General features: G+C 64.6%; 18 protein-coding genes. 10 read left to right on the plus strand and 8 right to left on the minus strand.

Annotation, left to right across the window (positions count from 1 at the left end; genetic code table 11):
* Nucleotides 1–15: 15 nt before the first annotated feature.
* Together ACOGXD_RS04060 and betC are read left to right on the plus strand one after the other, a co-directional pair.
* Nucleotides 16–381 carry a DUF983 domain-containing protein gene (locus ACOGXD_RS04060; RefSeq protein WP_419916642.1) on the plus strand — a complete coding sequence of 122 codons (366 nt, stop codon included), beginning with the start codon at nucleotides 16–18 and terminating at the stop codon, nucleotides 379–381.
* Between the two features lie 37 nt (nucleotides 382–418).
* Nucleotides 419–1,957 (plus strand): choline-sulfatase, encoded by a 1,539-nt coding sequence (gene betC, locus ACOGXD_RS04065; protein WP_419916643.1) that lies wholly within the window; start codon nucleotides 419–421, stop codon nucleotides 1,955–1,957.
* A 166-nt stretch (nucleotides 1,958–2,123) separates the two neighbouring features.
* On the opposite strand, the gene ACOGXD_RS04070 is transcribed toward betC, so the two are convergent.
* The gene (locus ACOGXD_RS04070; RefSeq protein ID WP_419916644.1) at nucleotides 2,124–2,483 is read right to left on the minus strand and encodes a hypothetical protein; all 360 of its coding nucleotides are present in this window, start codon (nucleotides 2,481–2,483) and stop codon (nucleotides 2,124–2,126) included.
* Nucleotides 2,484–2,689: 206 nt separating this feature from the next.
* Here ACOGXD_RS04070 and ACOGXD_RS04075 point away from each other — a divergent pair, with 206 nt between their 5' ends.
* From ACOGXD_RS04075 to ACOGXD_RS04085, 3 genes are all read left to right on the plus strand, one after another.
* The gene (locus ACOGXD_RS04075; protein ID WP_419916645.1) at nucleotides 2,690–2,884 is read left to right on the plus strand and encodes a hypothetical protein; all 195 of its coding nucleotides are present in this window, start codon (nucleotides 2,690–2,692) and stop codon (nucleotides 2,882–2,884) included.
* Between the two features lie 121 nt (nucleotides 2,885–3,005).
* Nucleotides 3,006–3,257 carry a hypothetical protein gene (locus tag ACOGXD_RS04080; protein WP_419916646.1) on the plus strand — a complete coding sequence of 84 codons (252 nt, stop codon included), beginning with the start codon at nucleotides 3,006–3,008 and terminating at the stop codon, nucleotides 3,255–3,257.
* A gap of 5 nt (nucleotides 3,258–3,262) precedes the next feature.
* Nucleotides 3,263–3,631 (plus strand): PIN domain-containing protein, encoded by a 369-nt coding sequence (locus tag ACOGXD_RS04085; RefSeq protein WP_419916647.1) that lies wholly within the window; start codon nucleotides 3,263–3,265, stop codon nucleotides 3,629–3,631.
* A 40-nt stretch (nucleotides 3,632–3,671) separates the two neighbouring features.
* On the opposite strand, the gene ACOGXD_RS04090 is transcribed toward ACOGXD_RS04085, so the two are convergent.
* The 3 genes from ACOGXD_RS04090 to ACOGXD_RS04100 all read right to left on the minus strand — a co-directional run bounded on the left by ACOGXD_RS04090 (nucleotide 3,672) and on the right by ACOGXD_RS04100 (nucleotide 5,095).
* Nucleotides 3,672–4,097, minus strand: coding sequence for an SRPBCC family protein (locus ACOGXD_RS04090; RefSeq protein WP_419916648.1), 426 nt, complete (start codon nucleotides 4,095–4,097; stop codon nucleotides 3,672–3,674).
* A gap of 357 nt (nucleotides 4,098–4,454) precedes the next feature.
* Nucleotides 4,455–4,835: a type II toxin-antitoxin system VapC family toxin gene (locus ACOGXD_RS04095; RefSeq protein ID WP_419916649.1), complete on the minus strand. Its 381-nt coding sequence runs from the start codon at nucleotides 4,833–4,835 to the stop codon at nucleotides 4,455–4,457.
* The gene (locus tag ACOGXD_RS04100; RefSeq protein ID WP_419916650.1) at nucleotides 4,832–5,095 is read right to left on the minus strand and encodes a hypothetical protein; all 264 of its coding nucleotides are present in this window, start codon (nucleotides 5,093–5,095) and stop codon (nucleotides 4,832–4,834) included. The genes ACOGXD_RS04095 and ACOGXD_RS04100 overlap by 4 nt, the downstream gene beginning before the upstream one ends.
* 346 nt (nucleotides 5,096–5,441) lie before the next feature.
* Here ACOGXD_RS04100 and ACOGXD_RS04105 point away from each other — a divergent pair, with 346 nt between their 5' ends.
* Complete coding sequence (locus ACOGXD_RS04105; RefSeq protein ID WP_419916651.1) at nucleotides 5,442–5,765, plus strand: hypothetical protein; 324 nt, start codon at nucleotides 5,442–5,444, stop codon at nucleotides 5,763–5,765.
* 108 nt (nucleotides 5,766–5,873) lie between these two features.
* Here the strand turns inward: ACOGXD_RS04105 and ACOGXD_RS04110 are convergent, their stop codons facing one another.
* Genes ACOGXD_RS04110 through ACOGXD_RS04120 form a run of 3 tightly spaced genes read right to left on the minus strand, consistent with a single transcriptional unit; the run spans nucleotide 5,874 to nucleotide 7,549 of the window.
* The gene (locus ACOGXD_RS04110) at nucleotides 5,874–6,653 is read right to left on the minus strand and encodes a phosphotransferase (protein ID WP_419916652.1); all 780 of its coding nucleotides are present in this window, start codon (nucleotides 6,651–6,653) and stop codon (nucleotides 5,874–5,876) included.
* A gap of 22 nt (nucleotides 6,654–6,675) precedes the next feature.
* Nucleotides 6,676–7,362 carry a hypothetical protein gene (locus ACOGXD_RS04115; RefSeq protein ID WP_419916653.1) on the minus strand — a complete coding sequence of 229 codons (687 nt, stop codon included), beginning with the start codon at nucleotides 7,360–7,362 and terminating at the stop codon, nucleotides 6,676–6,678.
* Nucleotides 7,352–7,549 carry a hypothetical protein gene (locus ACOGXD_RS04120; RefSeq protein WP_419916654.1) on the minus strand — a complete coding sequence of 66 codons (198 nt, stop codon included), beginning with the start codon at nucleotides 7,547–7,549 and terminating at the stop codon, nucleotides 7,352–7,354. The genes ACOGXD_RS04115 and ACOGXD_RS04120 overlap by 11 nt, the downstream gene beginning before the upstream one ends.
* A 356-nt stretch (nucleotides 7,550–7,905) precedes the next feature.
* Between ACOGXD_RS04120 and ACOGXD_RS04125 the strand changes: the two genes are divergently transcribed.
* Complete coding sequence (locus ACOGXD_RS04125) at nucleotides 7,906–8,481, plus strand: RDD family protein (RefSeq protein WP_419916655.1); 576 nt, start codon at nucleotides 7,906–7,908, stop codon at nucleotides 8,479–8,481.
* A 1,091-nt stretch (nucleotides 8,482–9,572) separates the two neighbouring features.
* A complete protein-coding gene (locus tag ACOGXD_RS04130) occupies nucleotides 9,573–10,592 on the plus strand; it encodes a hypothetical protein (protein ID WP_419916656.1) in 1,020 nt (339 codons plus the stop codon).
* A 3-nt stretch (nucleotides 10,593–10,595) separates the two neighbouring features.
* Here ACOGXD_RS04130 and ACOGXD_RS04135 read toward each other — a convergent pair whose 3' ends face one another.
* Nucleotides 10,596–13,766 (minus strand): hypothetical protein, encoded by a 3,171-nt coding sequence (locus tag ACOGXD_RS04135; RefSeq protein WP_419916657.1) that lies wholly within the window; start codon nucleotides 13,764–13,766, stop codon nucleotides 10,596–10,598.
* Nucleotides 13,767–13,860: 94 nt separating this feature from the next.
* On the opposite strand from ACOGXD_RS04135, the gene ACOGXD_RS04140 reads away from it, so the two are divergent.
* Both ACOGXD_RS04140 and ACOGXD_RS04145 read left to right on the plus strand, forming a co-directional pair.
* On the plus strand, nucleotides 13,861–14,799 hold the full coding sequence (locus ACOGXD_RS04140; protein ID WP_419916658.1) for a hypothetical protein: 939 nt from the start codon (nucleotides 13,861–13,863) through the stop codon (nucleotides 14,797–14,799).
* A 281-nt stretch (nucleotides 14,800–15,080) separates the two neighbouring features.
* A complete protein-coding gene (locus ACOGXD_RS04145) occupies nucleotides 15,081–16,541 on the plus strand; it encodes a hypothetical protein (RefSeq protein WP_419916659.1) in 1,461 nt (486 codons plus the stop codon).
* The last annotated feature ends 2 nt before the right edge of the window (nucleotides 16,542–16,543 follow it).

Raw genomic sequence — 16,543 nt, forward strand, 5'->3', positions numbered from 1 at the left:
GGGCAGACTGCGGGGGTGCGCGTTTTGTGGCGCGGATTGACGCTGGCTTGCCCGTCGTGCGGGGGTCGCGGCCTGTTCCGGCGCTGGGGGCTGTTCGCCATACGCGAGCGGTGCCCCCACTGCCGCCTCAAGTTCGAGCGCATGGAAGGTCACTGGCTGGGCGCAGTGGCCGTGAACACGGTGGTGTCGGCAACCGCCGTGATCCTGACCGTCGTGGTGGCCATGCTCGTCTGGGGCACAGACGTCAGCCGCAGCCTGCTGCTGGCGCTCGCAGCCCCTGTCGGCGTCGTGGTGCCGGTGCTGTTCGACCCGGTGTCGCGCACGCTGTGGACGGCAATCGACGCATTGGTCAGGCCCCCGAGCCCAGCCGACTTCGACTGATCCAGCCGGTGCCGAGGCTGGGTGTAGGTTCCGCTCGGTGACGCGCTCGGGACGACGCCCGAACATCCTCGTCGTGATGGCGGATCAGCTGGCGCCCCACTTCACCGGTGCGTACGGCCATCCGGTGGTGCAGACCCCGGCGCTCGATGCGCTCGTCGAGCGCGGCGTGCGCTTCGATGCGGCGTACTGCAACTTCCCGCTGTGCGCGCCGTCACGGTTCTCGATGCTGTCGGGCCAGCTGCCGGCGTCGATCGGGGCGTGGGACAACGGCGCTGAGTTCGCGGCGTCGGTGCCCACGCTGATGCACTACCTGCGACTGCTGGGCTACCGCACGACGCTGTCGGGAAAGATGCACTTCATCGGCCCCGACCAGCTCCATGGCTTCGAGCAGCGCCTCACCACCGACATCTACCCCTCGGGCTTTGCGCTCACGCCCGACTGGGATGCGGCGACGGGGCCGCCGAGCGACTGGTACACCATGGCCAGCCTGTCCGAGGCGGGCCCGGTGGTGACCAACTACCAGCACGATTTCGACGGGGAAGTCGGGTTCGCTGCGGTGCGGCACCTGTATGACCTGGCCCGTGCCCCAGACGAGCGGCCATTCTTCGTGGTGGCCTCGTTCACCCATCCCCACGATCCGTACGAGGCTCGGCAGCAGTGGTGGGACCTGTACGACCACGACAGCATCGATCTGCCCGACCCGATCGCTCCCGACGCCATCGATGCGCACACTCGGCGGCTGCGCCGGGGCATCGGGGCCGACGGCGTCGGCTTCACCGAGGAGCAGTGCCGCAACGCCCGCCACGGCTACTACGCCAACACCAGCTATTTCGACTCGTGGGTCGGGCGCCTGGTGGAGGTGCTGGACGAGACGGGCCGCACCGACGACACCGTCGTGATCGCCATCAGCGACCACGGCGACATGCTGGGCGACCGCGGCACGTTCTTCAAGATGTGCTTCTTCGAGCGGGCGGCGCGGGTGCCGTTCGTGATGGCCGGGCCGGGCGTGGCCAACCGTGCCGTGCCCGATGTGTGCGCGCTGGTCGACCTGCTGCCGACGCTGCTCGACATTGCGACCGACGGGGGCAGTGACGGCTGGCCTGAGATGAGCGCAGCGCCCGCGGGGCGGAGCCTGTGGGAGCTGGCGTCGGGCGGCGGTGGCAGCGGCGGTGGCGGCGAGGCGATCGGCGAGTACACGGCGGTGCTGACCACACAGCCGATGTTCATGATCCGCCGGGGACGCCACAAGTGGATCCACTGCGAGGGCGACCCGGCCCTGCTGTACGACCTGGTCGACGATCCGCTCGAGCGCAACAACCTGGCGGCTGACCCTGCCCATGCCGACCTGGTCGCTGCGTTCGCCGCAGAGACCGCCGAACGCTGGGACAGCACCGCGCTGCGCGACCAAGTCCTGGCGTCGCAGCGCTCCCGGCGGGTGGTGAGCGCCGCGGCACACGCCGCCGGCATCGACTGGTGGGACTACAGCCCGCAGCGAAACGCCGCCGGCGAGTACGTCCGCGACGGCATGAACTGGCTGAACACCAGCCGCGGCAGCCGCATCCCCGCCCCACCCTGACCAGCAGCTCCGCCTTAGCTGCTGGTCGCGCCGATGCGCTTAGCCGCTGTTCGCGCGTTCCCCTGAATCGGGCCAATTGCAAATGCCCCTGCCGGGTGAGGATCGTGAGCCCGGACTTAGTTGCGAACTCAGGCCCGACGGATCACGGGCCGGGCTTCGAGGATCTCTAGCCGTCCACCGCAGCGATCTCGCGGACGAGGCTGGTGCCGCTGCCGGGCTGGCTCTCCCATTCCCATTCCTCGTGCAGCTCCAGCGAGCCGTCATCTGACACGACGATGCGGCTGCGGCAGTGCCCGTTGGCCGTGGTGCCGCTCGTGGTCACGTGCGAGTACCGGAAGTCCAAGCCGTCGCCGTCGCGCCGCCCGACGAGATGACCGAGCCGCACGGTGCCGCCCTCATAGCGGGCCCACACGACCCCGTCGGATTCCTCGTGGTACTGGAAGCGCGTCTCCGAGCCCACATCGCCCGCAGGATCATTCGAGACACCGGCGAATGTGCGCCCGTCAAGACTCGGTGCAGTACCCATCAGCGCAAGCTACCCACCGAGCAGCACCGGTCCGGTTGGCGCATCAGCTCCGGCAGGCAAACGCGGCTGCAGTGCGGGAACGGCCGGTCGCGTAGTTTCGGCTCATCACGCCTGACAGTCCACGGGTTCCCGCCGGGGCCACGCCGGCGCGCCGAACGCCCGCCTTCGACGCCGCCAACGTCCCCCCGGCACTCATCAGGTCTCATGTGACGTCGACATGGGCCGAACTCGTCGTGCTCGACGGCTCGGTGCTGTTCGTCGATGACACCCCACGGCGAGTCCGTGCAGCGGCGGGAGAACGCGTGCCGATCATGCCCGGCGTCCGCCACCACATCGAACCGGCGCCCGATGCCGCGTTCTACATCCAGTTCTACGAACGCACGCTGGAATCCGCCGACTGAGCTGAGGCGCCGGCGAACCGGCTCGCGCTGGGGTCCATTTATTCGTTTGGCGGCCAGAGTCGTCAGACCTAGCGTCGCTGGGGTGTCGAGCAACTCTGGTGCGCTGAGTAAGATGATCGGTATGACAGCCACGAAGAGCCGGCTCACGATCACTGTCGACGCCGACATCGCTGACCAGGTGAAGGCGCTCGTAGCCCAAGGTGGCGCGCCGAACGTGTCGGCCTACGTCGAACATGCCGTGAAGTGCCAGCTCGCAGCCGATGCCGACTTCGACGTGCTGCTGGCCACGATGCTCGACGAAACCGGCGGGCCGCTCACACCCGACGAACGCGCCGCCGCGAGGCGTGTGCTGTCGGGCGAGGCTGCTGCCTGAGCGGCGTGGTCATCGACACCGGGGCACTCATCGCGTGGGAACGCGCGACCCGCACCATGGTTGCGCTCGTCGCAGAGGCGCGGGCTATCGGTACGACGCTGACGGTCCCGGCTGGCTGTGTCGCCCAGGCATGGCGAAATCCACGCCGTCAGGCACGTCTCGCAGCGCTGCTGCGCAGACCCGAGATCAACATCGTCCCGTTAGATGCCAGCGATGCGCGTCGAGTCGGCGTACTGCTGGCTTCAACGCAGACCACCGACACCGTCGACGCGCATGTCGCCGTTTGTGCACTGCGCCGAGGCCAGCCGGTGCTCACCAGCGACCCAGGCGACCTGGCTCGCCTATCGGCTGACATCCGAACGGTCCGCGTCTAGCCACCGAGGCACCGGCGGGCAGCCTCGCTCAGTGCGGCGGTCAGGCGTCTTCGATCATGGCTTTGAGGAGTCTGAGCTGTTTGGCGTCGGAGGTTCGGATGGCGATGCGCAGCAGGGGCCACATCGGCCGCCACAGCACGCCGGTGCTCTGGCAGTCGGCGGTCAGCGTGACCCGTGACGAACCCTCGTCGTGCCCGTGGATCTCGTAGGTGTAGTCCGCAGTCACGCCGCCCTGAACCGAGCGCAGCACGAGCGACTGCCCGTCGACGCATCGCACGATGGTGCTCGAGCGATCCTTGCCGCGAGCCCGGAACGTCAGCCGGGTGCCCTCGGCGGTCTCCCCATCGGCGGTGATCGTGTCGATCCCGGGCATCCACCTGTGAGCGTTCGGCCAGTCGGTGAGAGCGGTCCACACCCGCGGAGCCGGGTGACCAATGATCTCCTCAACAGCGAATGCCTGCGACATGACGCGCCTCCCACAGCCCAGTCTGCCCCTCGGCACGATCCCGAGAAGGGCTGGAGCGTTAGCGGTGGTTGCCTCTCATCAGCTCCTCGGTTGTCTTGGGACGGAAGAGGTCCTTGGGAACATCTGCCGGGGTCACGCCAGGCCGTGGGTAGTAGCCGCCGACGTAGTCCGGGCGCGGATCCCGGGGCCGCTTACGCTTGGAGCGGCGCTTCTTCGCCATCAGCATTCTCCGTTCCCAGTTCGCGTGTCTGCCGAAACTCTAACGACTCGATGTCGGCCCACTTGAGCAGGATTCCGCCGCCCGTCCACACGTAGCCGCCGTCGAGGCTGGCCGGAATAGTCGCTGTTTTGGGGACTTCAGCGCCAGTGCCGTGCCCGTGGCTCGGCCTCGCCAAGGTGCGCGGTGAGACGTGCGAAATCGTCGAGATCGGAGGTGATGACGGTGTCGTCAAGACGGATCGCGCATGCGAGCACGTGAGCGTCGACGACATCGGACTCCCCGGAATGGCGCAGCAGCGATCCCACCAGCGAGACCTGTGCCGCGGTGAACGGCTGCACGTCCAGCGATGGCAGGAACCGGGACAAGCGGGCTTGGCGCGAGCCGTCCCGCCACACCTGCGCGACCACCGGTGCTGTCGTACGCAGCGGCTCGCTCTGAAGCTGCGCCGTCTGGATGAAGCCCTTGACATCAGGCTCGTCGCGGTCGATGGCGACGAGCACGCCGGCGTCGAGGATCACCGTTGGCTGAAATGGCGCTCGCGCATCGCAGCCACCCCGTCGGGGTCTGGCGGCCCCGACTCGGCTACCCACTCGGCCATGAAGTCCGCCAGGGCACGTCGACGGCGATGCTCTTCGGCGAGCATCACCAGTCCTTGCTTGATCGCTGCTGAGCGACCGCCGAATTCGGACGCGAGCTCGTCGAGCAGCGCACGGTCCTCGTCATCGAGGCGCACCGTGGCCGTCTCAGCAGTCGCCCCGGTATCAGCGTCGGACTCCATTTGCTCAACGGTACTCGCCATGGTCGCTCCCGCTTTCACCGCGTCACATGATGAGTCAAAAGTAGATGAAAGCTCATGACACGCAAAATTGTTTTGTTGCGTCAGCCGGCAACACTCCGGGCGCTGTCGCGGCGCTAGAGTCAACTTGGCCCGTTGGGCACCATTTTGGTCCGGGTTCCGGTGGAACCCGCTTTGCTAGGGATCTCTGTCGAGGTCCAGCTGGGACCCCCTCTGGGGGTCCCATTTTTTTCATTTGGCGAGAAGTGGCGCCAGACGTAACGTCGCCGGGGTGTCGAGCAGTAGTGCCATGGTTTCAGGCCCTTCCCGTCAGGCTAAACTGACAAACATGAGCCTTCTAGCTCACGATCGCCTGCCGGCACAGCCCATCGATGCGCTGCGAGAACTCGTGCGCACCATCGACGAGTGCGACGAACTCAAGCGCGACACGGTCGCAGCGGCTCGCGAATCGGGCGTGACCTGGGAAGCCATCGGCACGGCCCTGGGCATCACTCGACAGTCCGCTTGGGCGCTCTACTCAGCCGACGCTGCCGCCATCAGCGCTGACCTCGCTGCAAGCGCCGCGAACAACCCAGACCTTTCCGAGGACGAAGCACTCGACATCGCCGTCGAGGAAGTGCGGGCAGTCCGCAGATCTCGCCGAGCACGCTGACCCAGCCCAATGCGAGGGCCGTCACGTCAGTAGAGTCGCCCCTCAAAGCCCCGGAACCGTCCCTGCTTCGGCAAACGGCCGGGGTTACGTCCTTTGGGGGAGCCTCAGTCATCCGCCGCCCGAGGGTGACTCGGCACTGCCGGCAGCGGCGGCGTGGGCGATGAGCGGGCGGAGCTGTTCGGCGGCGCGGTGCTGGCTGTCGAGCGTGGCCAGAATCCCCTCGCGCTCCATCTGCACGAACGCCGGGACCCCCGCAGCGATCTTGCGCACCACCGCCCGCCTGCAGCCGGCGATCACCTCGGCCACCATGTCGGCGAGCTCATCGGCCCTGCCGGCGCCCAGCCCGTAGCCGCCCACCAACGCCGCTATGCGCGCCGACCGATCAAGCGCGCCGGGCCAGCCCTCCAACCACCGATCCGCATCGCCGCACACCGGCGCGAACTGCCACACGGCGTGCGCGAGGTCCCACATCGGCGACGCCACGAAGATCCCGTCCCAATCGATGAACGCCACCGCCCGCCCGCCGGCGAACACCGTGTTGCGCGCAGCGATGTCGCCGTGGCACACCACCTGTCCCGACCCCACCGCCTGGGGGCCCTCGGCGAAGCCCGAGCCCGCAGCGAACCCCGCGACGCAGTCGTGATAGGACCCCAGCAGCTCCACCGCCGAGGCGAGCTCGCCTGCGCCCAGCCGCCAGCACTCGGCATCGGCCGGCACCCACCCCTCGACCCAGCTGAGCACCATCGACCCGTCAGGCTCAGTACCGAGGTACCGGGGAGCGCCGCCGAACCCGGCTTCTTCGAGATGGACGAGCAACTGCCGCACCGACGCCGACGAATCGGTCGCAGGACGCCGCACCGTGTCACCGACCCGGACGAACTCAGTCACACGACCGGCCAGTCCTTCCGGCTCAGACACTGCGGTCGAGCTTCGCGACGGCGTCACGCGCAATGTCGGGATTGCGGCGGATTTCGGCTCGCAACTGCGTCTCGTAGAACTGTTTGCGGCCTGCGTCTACGACGGCCCGCCAGCCTGGGCGAGCCCTTACCAGCTGTTCTTGAATGAGCATCTCGATGACATCTTCGAGGATCGGTCGGTAGTGGATTCCGCCATCTTCGTTGTGTGCCCCTCCAACCGCGAAGTGAAGCGAGTCCTGCGGGTCGGGGTCCCGGTCCGCCGCCTTCATGACCTGCGAGAACGGCTCACTCAGTTGGGAATACACATGTAGGTGAGCCTCTGGGTAGCCGTTGTTGACGTTGCGCGCGTAGTCGTAACTGAAGAGCACGTCTTCGCCCGGCGTCGACGATGCCTGGAGGGTGTACGTGGCGCGGTCGACGGTCAACCAACCATCGCCCGAACCATCCGCGACAAGCATGTTGGTGACGAGCAGATAGATGTCCGCCGATTTCTGATCCAGCGTCAGAGGCACCAAGTCGCGGACGACAAGCTGATTCTTCGTGATTCCGCGTCCCACGATGAAACAACCAGGTGCGCTCTCCGCACATCCCAATCGAATGCCGTGCGCGACCGTGCCGTTGAGCAGATCCTTCAGCGATACGGCGAAGGCTCGTGCCTGAGCACCAAGGTCACTCGGCACGAGGCGGCAAGCAGAACCACGTCTGACGCGCCAGTTCGGTCTCGAACCGACCGGCACGCGCCTGTTCCTCAAGTTGCTCGCGTGTGAATCCGGTCTCGGCGATCGCGGCTTCAAGCGCTTCCCGAGCCTCGTCAGGAGACGGCCGATGCACAACGATCTCGCTTGGCTCGGTGTACGTCGTAGTCATTGCCTTCTCCTTCCTATCTCATGGACCTTCACATCGCGTGTTTCGCGCCGGACCCTACTCCTCGAATGACGCTAGCGAACGGCTGTGACAAGAACCTTCGTGAGTATGAAGGGTACTGACCGAGACTCTGTCGGCGCTTCAGGCGAGCCTCTGAAGTCTGCGTTGCTTCTGCGGCGAAATCGGAGGCTCGCAGGGTCACCGAGTTGAGCTCGCCCGGGTCTAGCCGCCAGCACTCGGTGTCGGCCGGCACCCACCCCTCGACCCAGCTGAACACCATCGAACCTTCGGGCTCAGTACCGAGGTAGCGGCGCGCATCGTCGGCATTCGCAGACGCATCGAGGGCTACCGTTGCCGAGATGGCGGGGCGCATCCGGTTCGGTCCGCAACAGCCCGAGATCACGCTCCGCTCGGGTGAGAATGTGCCGCTCGTCAGGCTCAAGGAACGGGCTGCAGCACGCGCAATCGACCTGGTGCCCGCCGGACTCGTGCTGGTGCTCGCAACTGCGCTGATGGGGTGCTTGGCGTACGCCAGTCTCGCCACGGGCGACGAATACGAGCCATACGGGTGGCTGCTTGTGCCCCTGGCCATCGTGTTCGTGGCGCTGTTCTTGACCGCTGCGTATGAAACCTGGGCAACGTCGGCGACTGGGCAGACACGAGGAAAGCGCATGAAGGGAATACACGTCGTGCGTTTGCGCGACGGACGCAAACCGGGAGTGGCGGCGTCGTTCGTCCGCGCTGCATTGCCCGCCGCGGCGAGTCTGTGCGGGCTGACACTCATCTGGAGGGCCAGTCCGCTGATAGCGACGCTCGTCGCAGCGGCCTTGTATTGCCTCACCTATCTCTCGGCGTTCTGGAATCGACAGGGGCGCGCTTGGCACGACAGCCTCTCCCAGACTCTCGCCACCACCCGCTTCGCGATCGATCACTAATGCGATCGGCTTCCGACGATTCGGATGCGAGAGCGACTTGTCCAATAGATTGACAGTACTTGCCAACAGTAGGACCGGATATGCTCGCCGGCAGATTCAGACGCCCATCGAGTGACAACTCACAATGACCACGATGGAACTACTCGACGAGGCCACGATACAAGGTCGCCATATCGATAACTTGGTCGTTGCAACACTCACTGCAGTCGTGATTCTTGCAACTGGTGGAGCTGTGGCGCTGCTCGCTCTGAGTCCAGTTGAATCCTCTGGAGTGGAACCTCTCTCAGTATACCATTGTCCTCCGGATTCGGTATTTGACATGCCGTATCACTGTGACGCCAACGGGATCTATCTGCCAGGACTCGATCATTGTGTGGTCGACGACAGTTCGACCATCTTGTACCACTGCTCAGGAGAAGTGCGCGTTGATCTGTACCATTGTAAGGATATACCGTCAGGCCCGGAGGGAGTCCATTGTCCTGGCGAAGTAATCCGTCACTTAGAACGGCGAACGCTTGCCGCCGGGCAGTTTCTTACGATCTATTCGCCTCTTGTAATTGCGCTCCTATGTTGTATCGGGGCACTGGTAAGCAGGCGCCTACCACGGCCAAGTGCAGGCGTGGGTAGCGGCGTACCGCGCTCGCGCCGATCTACTAGACTCAGTGAGCAAGCGAGCAAAAGACTGCCCGCGGACTTTGTGGCTGAACGTTACTGTCTACAAGTCGCGGTTTGGAGCAATTCGCTGCGCGGCCGATTCCTCAGGTACTCATGGGTATCAATAGTAGCCGGGATCGCAATTTTCCTGACGTGGGCTCTGCGAGACATAGTAGATTCTGAAGGAATAATCGCGTGGCTGTTCGGCGACACGCCCCGCATAATTGTTGCGTGCTGGCTACTCGCCTATTTCCTGCTCATGATTGGGAGGCAGTGGTCGACTATGCCACAGCCGCGTCGGAAGATAGTCGCGAGGAGCGGCAAAATCATCGATCTCGAAAGAACACTTCGTTGATCAATTGGTAGTCGCCCGCGCAGGGCAATTGCTGCGACTAGCGAGTTAGAATACCACGTTTGATACCTATAGACTTGTTTGCTTGCGAATCCGAAGTCGTAGGATGCCGAGGGATCAGCCGAGGGCCGATGAGCAGGCTGCGTTGCATGCGATCTGCGCGGTGGTCGACGTGGGCGACTTCGAGTGGATACCGGAGACCCATGAGCGGAGAACTCCTGATCTGTGGCTGCAGCTTGCCGACGGCCGCACCGCGTTCGTGGAAGTCACCCTTTCAACTGACCAGGACGCGAAGCGCCTCAAGGGTTCCGGCGGCAGCAAGAGACCGTTCCGATTCAACGAGCTCTCGTGGGATTGGAAGGTGTGGGTCTCTGACGATCACCCATCAGAGCGAACCGCTCTCGGTCGTCAGCTCAAGGAATTCGTTGCGGCGATGGTGCCTGTGCTTGCTCTCGTCGAGTCCATGAACGGTTCGCCCCACGAGATGCAGCGACGAGCGACGGAGACGTTCGACGTCAAGCCGTTCCATCCTCAGCGAGATTTCCCGAACGCGCCGAGACGCCGGTGGCTCCACGAATCAACCCCCGATACCGAATTCGAAGATTGGGCGCTGCTCGATTGGTTGCCGAGCTGCGACTACTGGTTTGTGCCCGATCTCGAAGACTGCGTACTGCACGGACTAGAGCCGCGTCGTGTGATAGTGGTGGGTTCGCCAACCCCGGTTGCTGAGGGTCCGGGCTGCATTGAAGTCCACGTATCGCCAACCGAGTCAGCCTTCAGGTTCGGTGCAGCGGATTACCTCATCCCGGCGATTCAGCGGGCCGTCACCCACAAGCAGAAGAAGCACCAGATGGCTGGCTACCCGGGCGAACACTGGCTCGCCGTCGCTGTCGAAGGGAATGCCGCCGCGCAGCTCGAGGAGGCATGCGCGCCCGATGAACCGGGCGCGCGGGCCGACCTAACCGGGGTCAACTACAGCGGATACGACGAGCTTTGGGTCGTTGGCTGCACGTTCCACGACTGGCAATTCGCGGTCGCCAGGTTCAGCGAGCCCGGTCAACAGCCAGCACTGTGCACAGTCGCCCGACCGCCACGACCGGGCTGACCTCTAGTCGATGAGGTCGCGTTCTTGGAGGGCGGTTCGGAGTCGTGCGTACTCTTCGGTGTCTTCGAATTCGCTTGCCGCGTCGAGGAACTCTTCGATACCGTCCGCTACCCGTCGCAGTGCCCACGGGTCGGACTGGCCTTGAACGATTTGCAGCACAATGGTGAGTTTGTTGATGGTGACGGGGGCGTTCATGGCTCGGTCTGCGACCTGGTTGTGCCAGTCGATTTGTCCGGCTGTGGCTGACAGGGTGTCAAGGGTGAGCTTCGCCCAGCGGTCGTCGTCGAGTGCGGTGACCTGGAACATCCGGCCGAATCCGGTGAGGATGTCCTCTGGGGCGTCACGAATGAGGGCGCGCCACAGTTTCTCGCCGATGGCCAGGTGCTCTTCTTGGATGCCGTCGCGTCCGAGGAGGAACGCGAGACTCGCGCTGGCGTGTTGTCCTACGTCGGGGTGTTGTCTGAGGTAGGTCGCTACTGACTCGGGTTCGTACCCGGCGCACCGTCGCAGCATTCCGGCGAGCACGTGGTTGAGCGCGTAGGGGATGCCGCTGGCCGCGGCATCCTTGAGCTCGTCGGGATACATCTCTCGCAACCAGTCATCGACGCTGCCTTGCTCGATGGTGACGCGGAAGGTGAGCTGGCCGAGATCGTCAGGTGCGTCGGGTCCGTAGATGAGTCCGAGGTTGGCCTGGGTCCACTCCGGCATCATTCTGCGCAGCCGGGGGAAATTGGAGGCCAGTATCGAGCGGTACTCGGCCCCGTCGGCACCCTCCAGTCTGAGGGCGAAGCCGAGCAATTCTTCGAGCTCGGGGCGCAGCGGCCGCTCCGCGCTCAGCTCTCGCGCCGCGAACAGCACCGCCGTTTCGAGTGCCCGGGTGCTCGTCCGGTTGATCGCACGGAACACTGGATCGCTCGTTCGGCGGCTGCCGCGGGCCTCCCAAGGCGGCAACGAGAGATCCCTCGCAGCAGCGCAAAGGTAATTCCAGACTTCGTCTGCCCGTCCGCCGAACGTCACGTCTGCCTTGATCAGAGCGGCAATCAGGCCCACTGCGGCCTGCTTCGCATCGCGCCAGCTCGGATACTTGACCGCTCTGTCGTTGAGGTCTTCAGCAGGCCACGGCTCGCCTTCGACAAGCGCTATCACGTCGAGCAACCCGTCAAGATGCAGTGCAGCGACCCCAGGGCAGTCCCTCGCCGCTCCTAGGTAGTGGCTTATGTGGACGGGGTGTCGCAGCGCGGTCGCGACGCCGAGCGGATCCACCAGCCAACGACTGGGATCGTGCTTGATGGACTCCTCGAGAGCGCGGGCCAAATAGAGCGCGCTCACACGGGACGAGTCGTGGTCAGGCCGCCAGCGGGCGATCTTGTGTGCCGCCTGAATCGGCGACAGCGAGTTCAGCTCCTCGGCGCTGTAAGGGCTCTCGAAACCGTACGACTCGACGGTTGATCCCTTCAAGAGGTCGTCGCGCGTGAATTCTCCGAATCTGCCGGCCAATACCCGACACGGCTTGGCCCAGTTCTCGGCTATTTCGGCCGGCAGCACCGCTACCCACGCCCAAATTCGCAGCCAGTCCCGCAACGCGGTGACATCGTCCGAGCCGAGCGCTCTGCTCACCTCGGCCACGCTGGGTGCGGGACCGAGTGCATCTTCCCAACGGTCCTTGACGCCGTCGAGGCCGCAAGCCTCGACCGCCCGATCAATGAGTGCGATGTCGTCACCAGTCGCATCGCGACCGATGATCCCTTGTTCAACCTCGGCCGCGAGCGCGTCGGGTTCCGCTTCGGGCGTGCTCGCCAGCACCCACGCGCGCAGCCGGTCACGCAGCGCTGGTTGCAGGATTGACGCGGCATCCAGCAGCGTCTCAGGCGGGTGCCAGCCCCACGCCCTGCGCAGCATCGCAGTCAAACAACCCAGCAGCACCGAGGACCGTTCGTGCGGGAAGAAGGTGTGGGCTTCCGCGATCAGCCCTGACGATTCGTACTCGAACCGACCCAGCGCATCGTCATCCTGCGAGAGTCCCGACAGCTTGCGGCACGCCAATGCGATCCGCCCGAGAGCGTTCTGTGAGTTCACGCCGTCGGTCAGGCGGGACGCGAGTTCGTCGGCGATCACTACGTGATCCCAGCTGTCCTCGCCGAGCAATATGAACGCCAAGTACTGGACCATTGGGTGTGACGGCTCGAATTCCTCCGCGGCAATGACACCGGACTGGACGATGCGGTCATCCCGAGGAAACCGCCAGACGATGCCGAGCAGCAGATCGAGGACACGTCCACCGATCCGCTGGGCCGCGTGAGCGACGCACCGTGCATGCTCGACGACGTGCGGATGCGCGTCGTGCAGGGCGATCAGCCACGACTCGGCTTCGACGCGGTGAGTCTCGGCGAGCCGGACTGAGGCAGAGCAAGCTGCCCACCACAGGTCGCTTCCCGGTTCGCCGAGCGCACCACTGCGGGCGAACATCGAAAGCCAGCGAACGCTGACCACCTCCCTCAGGAACCGCTTGATGTGCACCGAAGTGCCCATGAGACCCAGAACCTTGTCCAAGTCAGTCTCAGTCGGCTCTTCGAGCCGGGCCAGTTGCACAAGTCGCTCGTTTCGAAGCTCGTGTGGCAGGAATAGCTGACGCAGCAGCGCCACCGCGCTCTCCCACAGCTCCCGAGCCCTCGCGACTGAGCACCGACTGTGCGCTGCGTTGTCGGCTGCCTTGATCAGCTGCAGGTAAGCCTCCACCGGTGCGGTGCCGGACCTCAGCGGTTCCACGCCGGCACGCTGGATCATCAGCGACACGAGGCGCTTCTGGTGCACTCCTTGTCTCGTCTTGTGGAAGTCGCTCAGCTCCCTGATTGCCGCTCGATGATTTGAGAGCGCCTCCCTGCCGCTGTCGTCGGCGAGCTGTACCGCACTCTCGTACTTCTCGAATGTGTTGACGACCTCCCGCGACAAGCGCGACCACTCACGGTCGGGGCTGACGCCGGACGCCTTGGGGATCTCCTTCAAGGCCTCCCGGATGCAATATGCGACGAGTTCGCCTAGCCGCGGCAGCTCGATCGACTCCGGGCCCAACAATCGCCTCGCCGTTTCCAAGTACTCCACCGCACGGTCGCCGTGCCCTCCGAACTGGACACGCAAGTGCTTCAACAGGTCCGGTTCGAGCTGCGTCACGACCACGCACCGATGCTGGCACAGGGGTCGCAGCCAACCCAGCTTCGGCGGCCCAGAATGCCCAGAACATCGACTGTCCCGTGGAGCGGGCAATATGCGGATGACTCCGGTGAAAACCAAGGGCGCGTGGCGGCGTGTTTGCGTGACGCTGCGCCGTTGGGAGATCGGGCTGCGGATGCGTGAACTGCACGGCGATCCGGATGCTTGGCTCTTGGAGTCGAAGCTTCCCGCCGATGACTCACTATGGAGCCAGACACGGGCACACCCAGCTGCAGACGCCCCGGTCGGTCCCGGCAGCGCAATCGACTTGGTCGAGTCCGAACTGCGTTTACGGCTCTACGTAGTCCACGACTACTTCGCCGGGCTTCGGACAGCGACGGGCGCGCGCAGCCCCTACTCGCTCCATGTGTTGTGCCGGGCAACCATCGAGGCCTGCGCATACGCCACCTGGGTGTTTGACCCCGCAGCGCAGCCGGCAGAACGCCTGCTGAGGGGACTTCAGCTCACCCAGGATCCTCTCCGACGCAGGCTGAACTCACTCCGACAAGTGGCCTCCGAAGCCACCAGCGCCGACGGCGCAGCGCTCGACTCGGAGATGGTCTCAGCGATGGACAGCGTGACGGCTCTGCAGGAGCATGTCCGACAACTAGTCCGAGACCTCCACGCCGAGCTTGAGGCGGCGCAGAAGTATCCGGGCTCGAAGCCGCGAGCCGTCCCCTCTGCCACGCGACGAGTTACCGAGATGCTGTGCAATGAAATGGGAATGCCGCACGAGATCGACGCGTATAACCGCATGAGCGGTATCGCTCATTCGAAGGCTCTGGCGATCATCGATACATGGAGCTGGGACACCAAGAGGCCGTCGATCGATTACTTCAGCTTTCTGGAGTTCCTGCACCTCGCGCTCTGCTCGATCGATTTCATGCTGGAACGGCGCGAGGCCTGCTGGGGCGAGACCCGCAACGGCAGGAAGCTGCACACCATCATCGACCGCGTCGAACGCATCATCGAAGGCGAACCCGGGCTGCAGCCGAGTTAGCTGTCGCTGCAGCACAATGCCCGGAGCCAACGTGTCTGTGGTGGTTACATTCCCTCGAACTGCCAGTAGGGCGGAATACACGGAGTCGGTGAGATGGCAATAGCGGGATCGGCAGCGACAGGACTCGTCGCTGCGCTCGCACTGAACCTCATCTATCGGCGTATCGCGCATCCGACTCGCGACACTGGTGCCTGCGTCTCCGAGTACCGGGGCTGCGCTCTCGGTGGATCATCGTTCGCCCAGACGCCGCCACCCATGTTTCGAAGCGGTAAGGCGCTCGCATGACCAGCGCTGAACTCAACGAAATGCGCGAGGCCGCCAAGCAGTGCCTGAACGAGGCCTTCGAGCAGCTCGAACTGCTGCACGTGCTGCCGCGGTCAAGGTACGGACCCGACATTCATGTCGGTAGCGATTACCAAGGCGACGACTTGGGTGGCCCGGGTTTCGCTCGCCTGAACGATGCCATCTTGACGGCATACGGGCAGCGCTTCGAAGGCCAGGGTGCCAAGGACAACCTCGAATTCACGACCCTGTACCTCTACAGCTTCGTCGAGTCCGCTGTCCGCCGATGCACGCTGAACGGCGAGCGCTGCCGTGCTGACGCCCAAGGAGCGGCCGAAGCGATCGACGAGCTGGTCAACACACTGGATTCGCCGACGATCAAGGTCGCCGCCTGCCGAGTCGTACAACACCTCACTACCCGCGACGAAGGCCCCATCCGCATTGGCGAGGTCACCGTTCAGCCAGCTCAAGGATGGGACGCGCTTGACGAAATCGGACAGCTCGTGCCTGGAACGTCTCTGGCGCTTCCTCGCGACCCGCCACTGAGCTTCATGTCTCCTACCTCTGTCGTCTATGCCACGACCGAGGCTGAAACCAAGCCCAGCGCGGCGACACAAGCTCTGTCCCAGCAGGTCGCTTTGTTTCTGCGAGCTGTCCGGCTCTATTCGGCCTCGACGACATCGACTGAGATGGAGATCCGCGGTCAAACCACCCGAATCGGCCGTACGTCGCCCTACCTGGTGCACTTCTTGATGCGCGGTGACATGAACTTTGTGCTCCAGCGGCCGACCGTTCTTGATGACGGCCACGCGGCCCCACTTGTGGCGCTGTCAGAACTACTCGCCAACGTAGGCACGGTCGGCGACGACGAGCGGATGGCATCGTGGGACGTCGCGTTGGCACGATTCGACAAGTCTCACCAGAATCCGATCTGGCACGAGAACCTCGTCGACCTGGCGACTGCACTAGAGGCGACGCTGATTGGCGACGGGGAAGAGAACACAGCGCTGACACTGCGCTTACGGCAGAGATCTGCGGTGCTGCTCGGCTGCCAGGAAGACCCGCCCTCGGCGATCTACGACGATGTCGGAATCCTGTACGACCTGAGATCCACCCTGGTGCATGGTGGCGACCTCAAGCTCAGCAGCCTCCGCAAGAGGCTCAAGAAGCTGTCAACGGCGCCCGAGGGCGCACTTGATGGCCTGCTGGCTGAGGTAGGTGTCGACCGGCTCAAGGACATCGCCCGCAGGGCCATCCTCGCCCGGCTGTGCTTGAGCACCAGCTCGGATGCGCCATGGCCGCACAACAAAGGAATCCCAGTCGACCGGCACCTGTCCGATGACCAAGATCGCGCAAGATGGCGCACATCCTGGCGCCACCGCCTAGACGAACTCGGGCTTTCTGCCGCCGCGCAACCCGCGCCACACCTGACCTTCCTCGGGCAAGAAGAAGTGCCGTAGCT

The organism is Candidatus Poriferisodalis sp. (assembly GCF_965204125.1).
GTDB lineage: Bacteria > Actinomycetota > Acidimicrobiia > Acidimicrobiales > Poriferisodalaceae > Poriferisodalis.

Excerpts from the sequence above, each read along its gene's own strand:
- ACOGXD_RS04070 (WP_419916644.1), bottom strand. The coding sequence starts at position 2,483 with ATGGGTACTGCACCGAGTCTTGACGGGCGCACATTCGCCGGTGTCTCG.
- ACOGXD_RS04080 (WP_419916646.1), top strand. The coding sequence starts at position 3,006 with ATGACAGCCACGAAGAGCCGGCTCACGATCACTGTCGACGCCGACATC.
- ACOGXD_RS04090 (WP_419916648.1), bottom strand. The coding sequence starts at position 4,097 with ATGTCGCAGGCATTCGCTGTTGAGGAGATCATTGGTCACCCGGCTCCG.
- ACOGXD_RS04100 (WP_419916650.1), bottom strand. The coding sequence starts at position 5,095 with ATGGAGTCCGACGCTGATACCGGGGCGACTGCTGAGACGGCCACGGTG.
- ACOGXD_RS04105 (WP_419916651.1), top strand. The coding sequence starts at position 5,442 with ATGAGCCTTCTAGCTCACGATCGCCTGCCGGCACAGCCCATCGATGCG.
- ACOGXD_RS04120 (WP_419916654.1), bottom strand. The coding sequence starts at position 7,549 with ATGACTACGACGTACACCGAGCCAAGCGAGATCGTTGTGCATCGGCCG.
- ACOGXD_RS04125 (WP_419916655.1), top strand. The coding sequence starts at position 7,906 with ATGGCGGGGCGCATCCGGTTCGGTCCGCAACAGCCCGAGATCACGCTC.
- ACOGXD_RS04140 (WP_419916658.1), top strand. The coding sequence starts at position 13,861 with ATGACTCCGGTGAAAACCAAGGGCGCGTGGCGGCGTGTTTGCGTGACG.
- ACOGXD_RS04145 (WP_419916659.1), top strand. The coding sequence starts at position 15,081 with ATGACCAGCGCTGAACTCAACGAAATGCGCGAGGCCGCCAAGCAGTGC.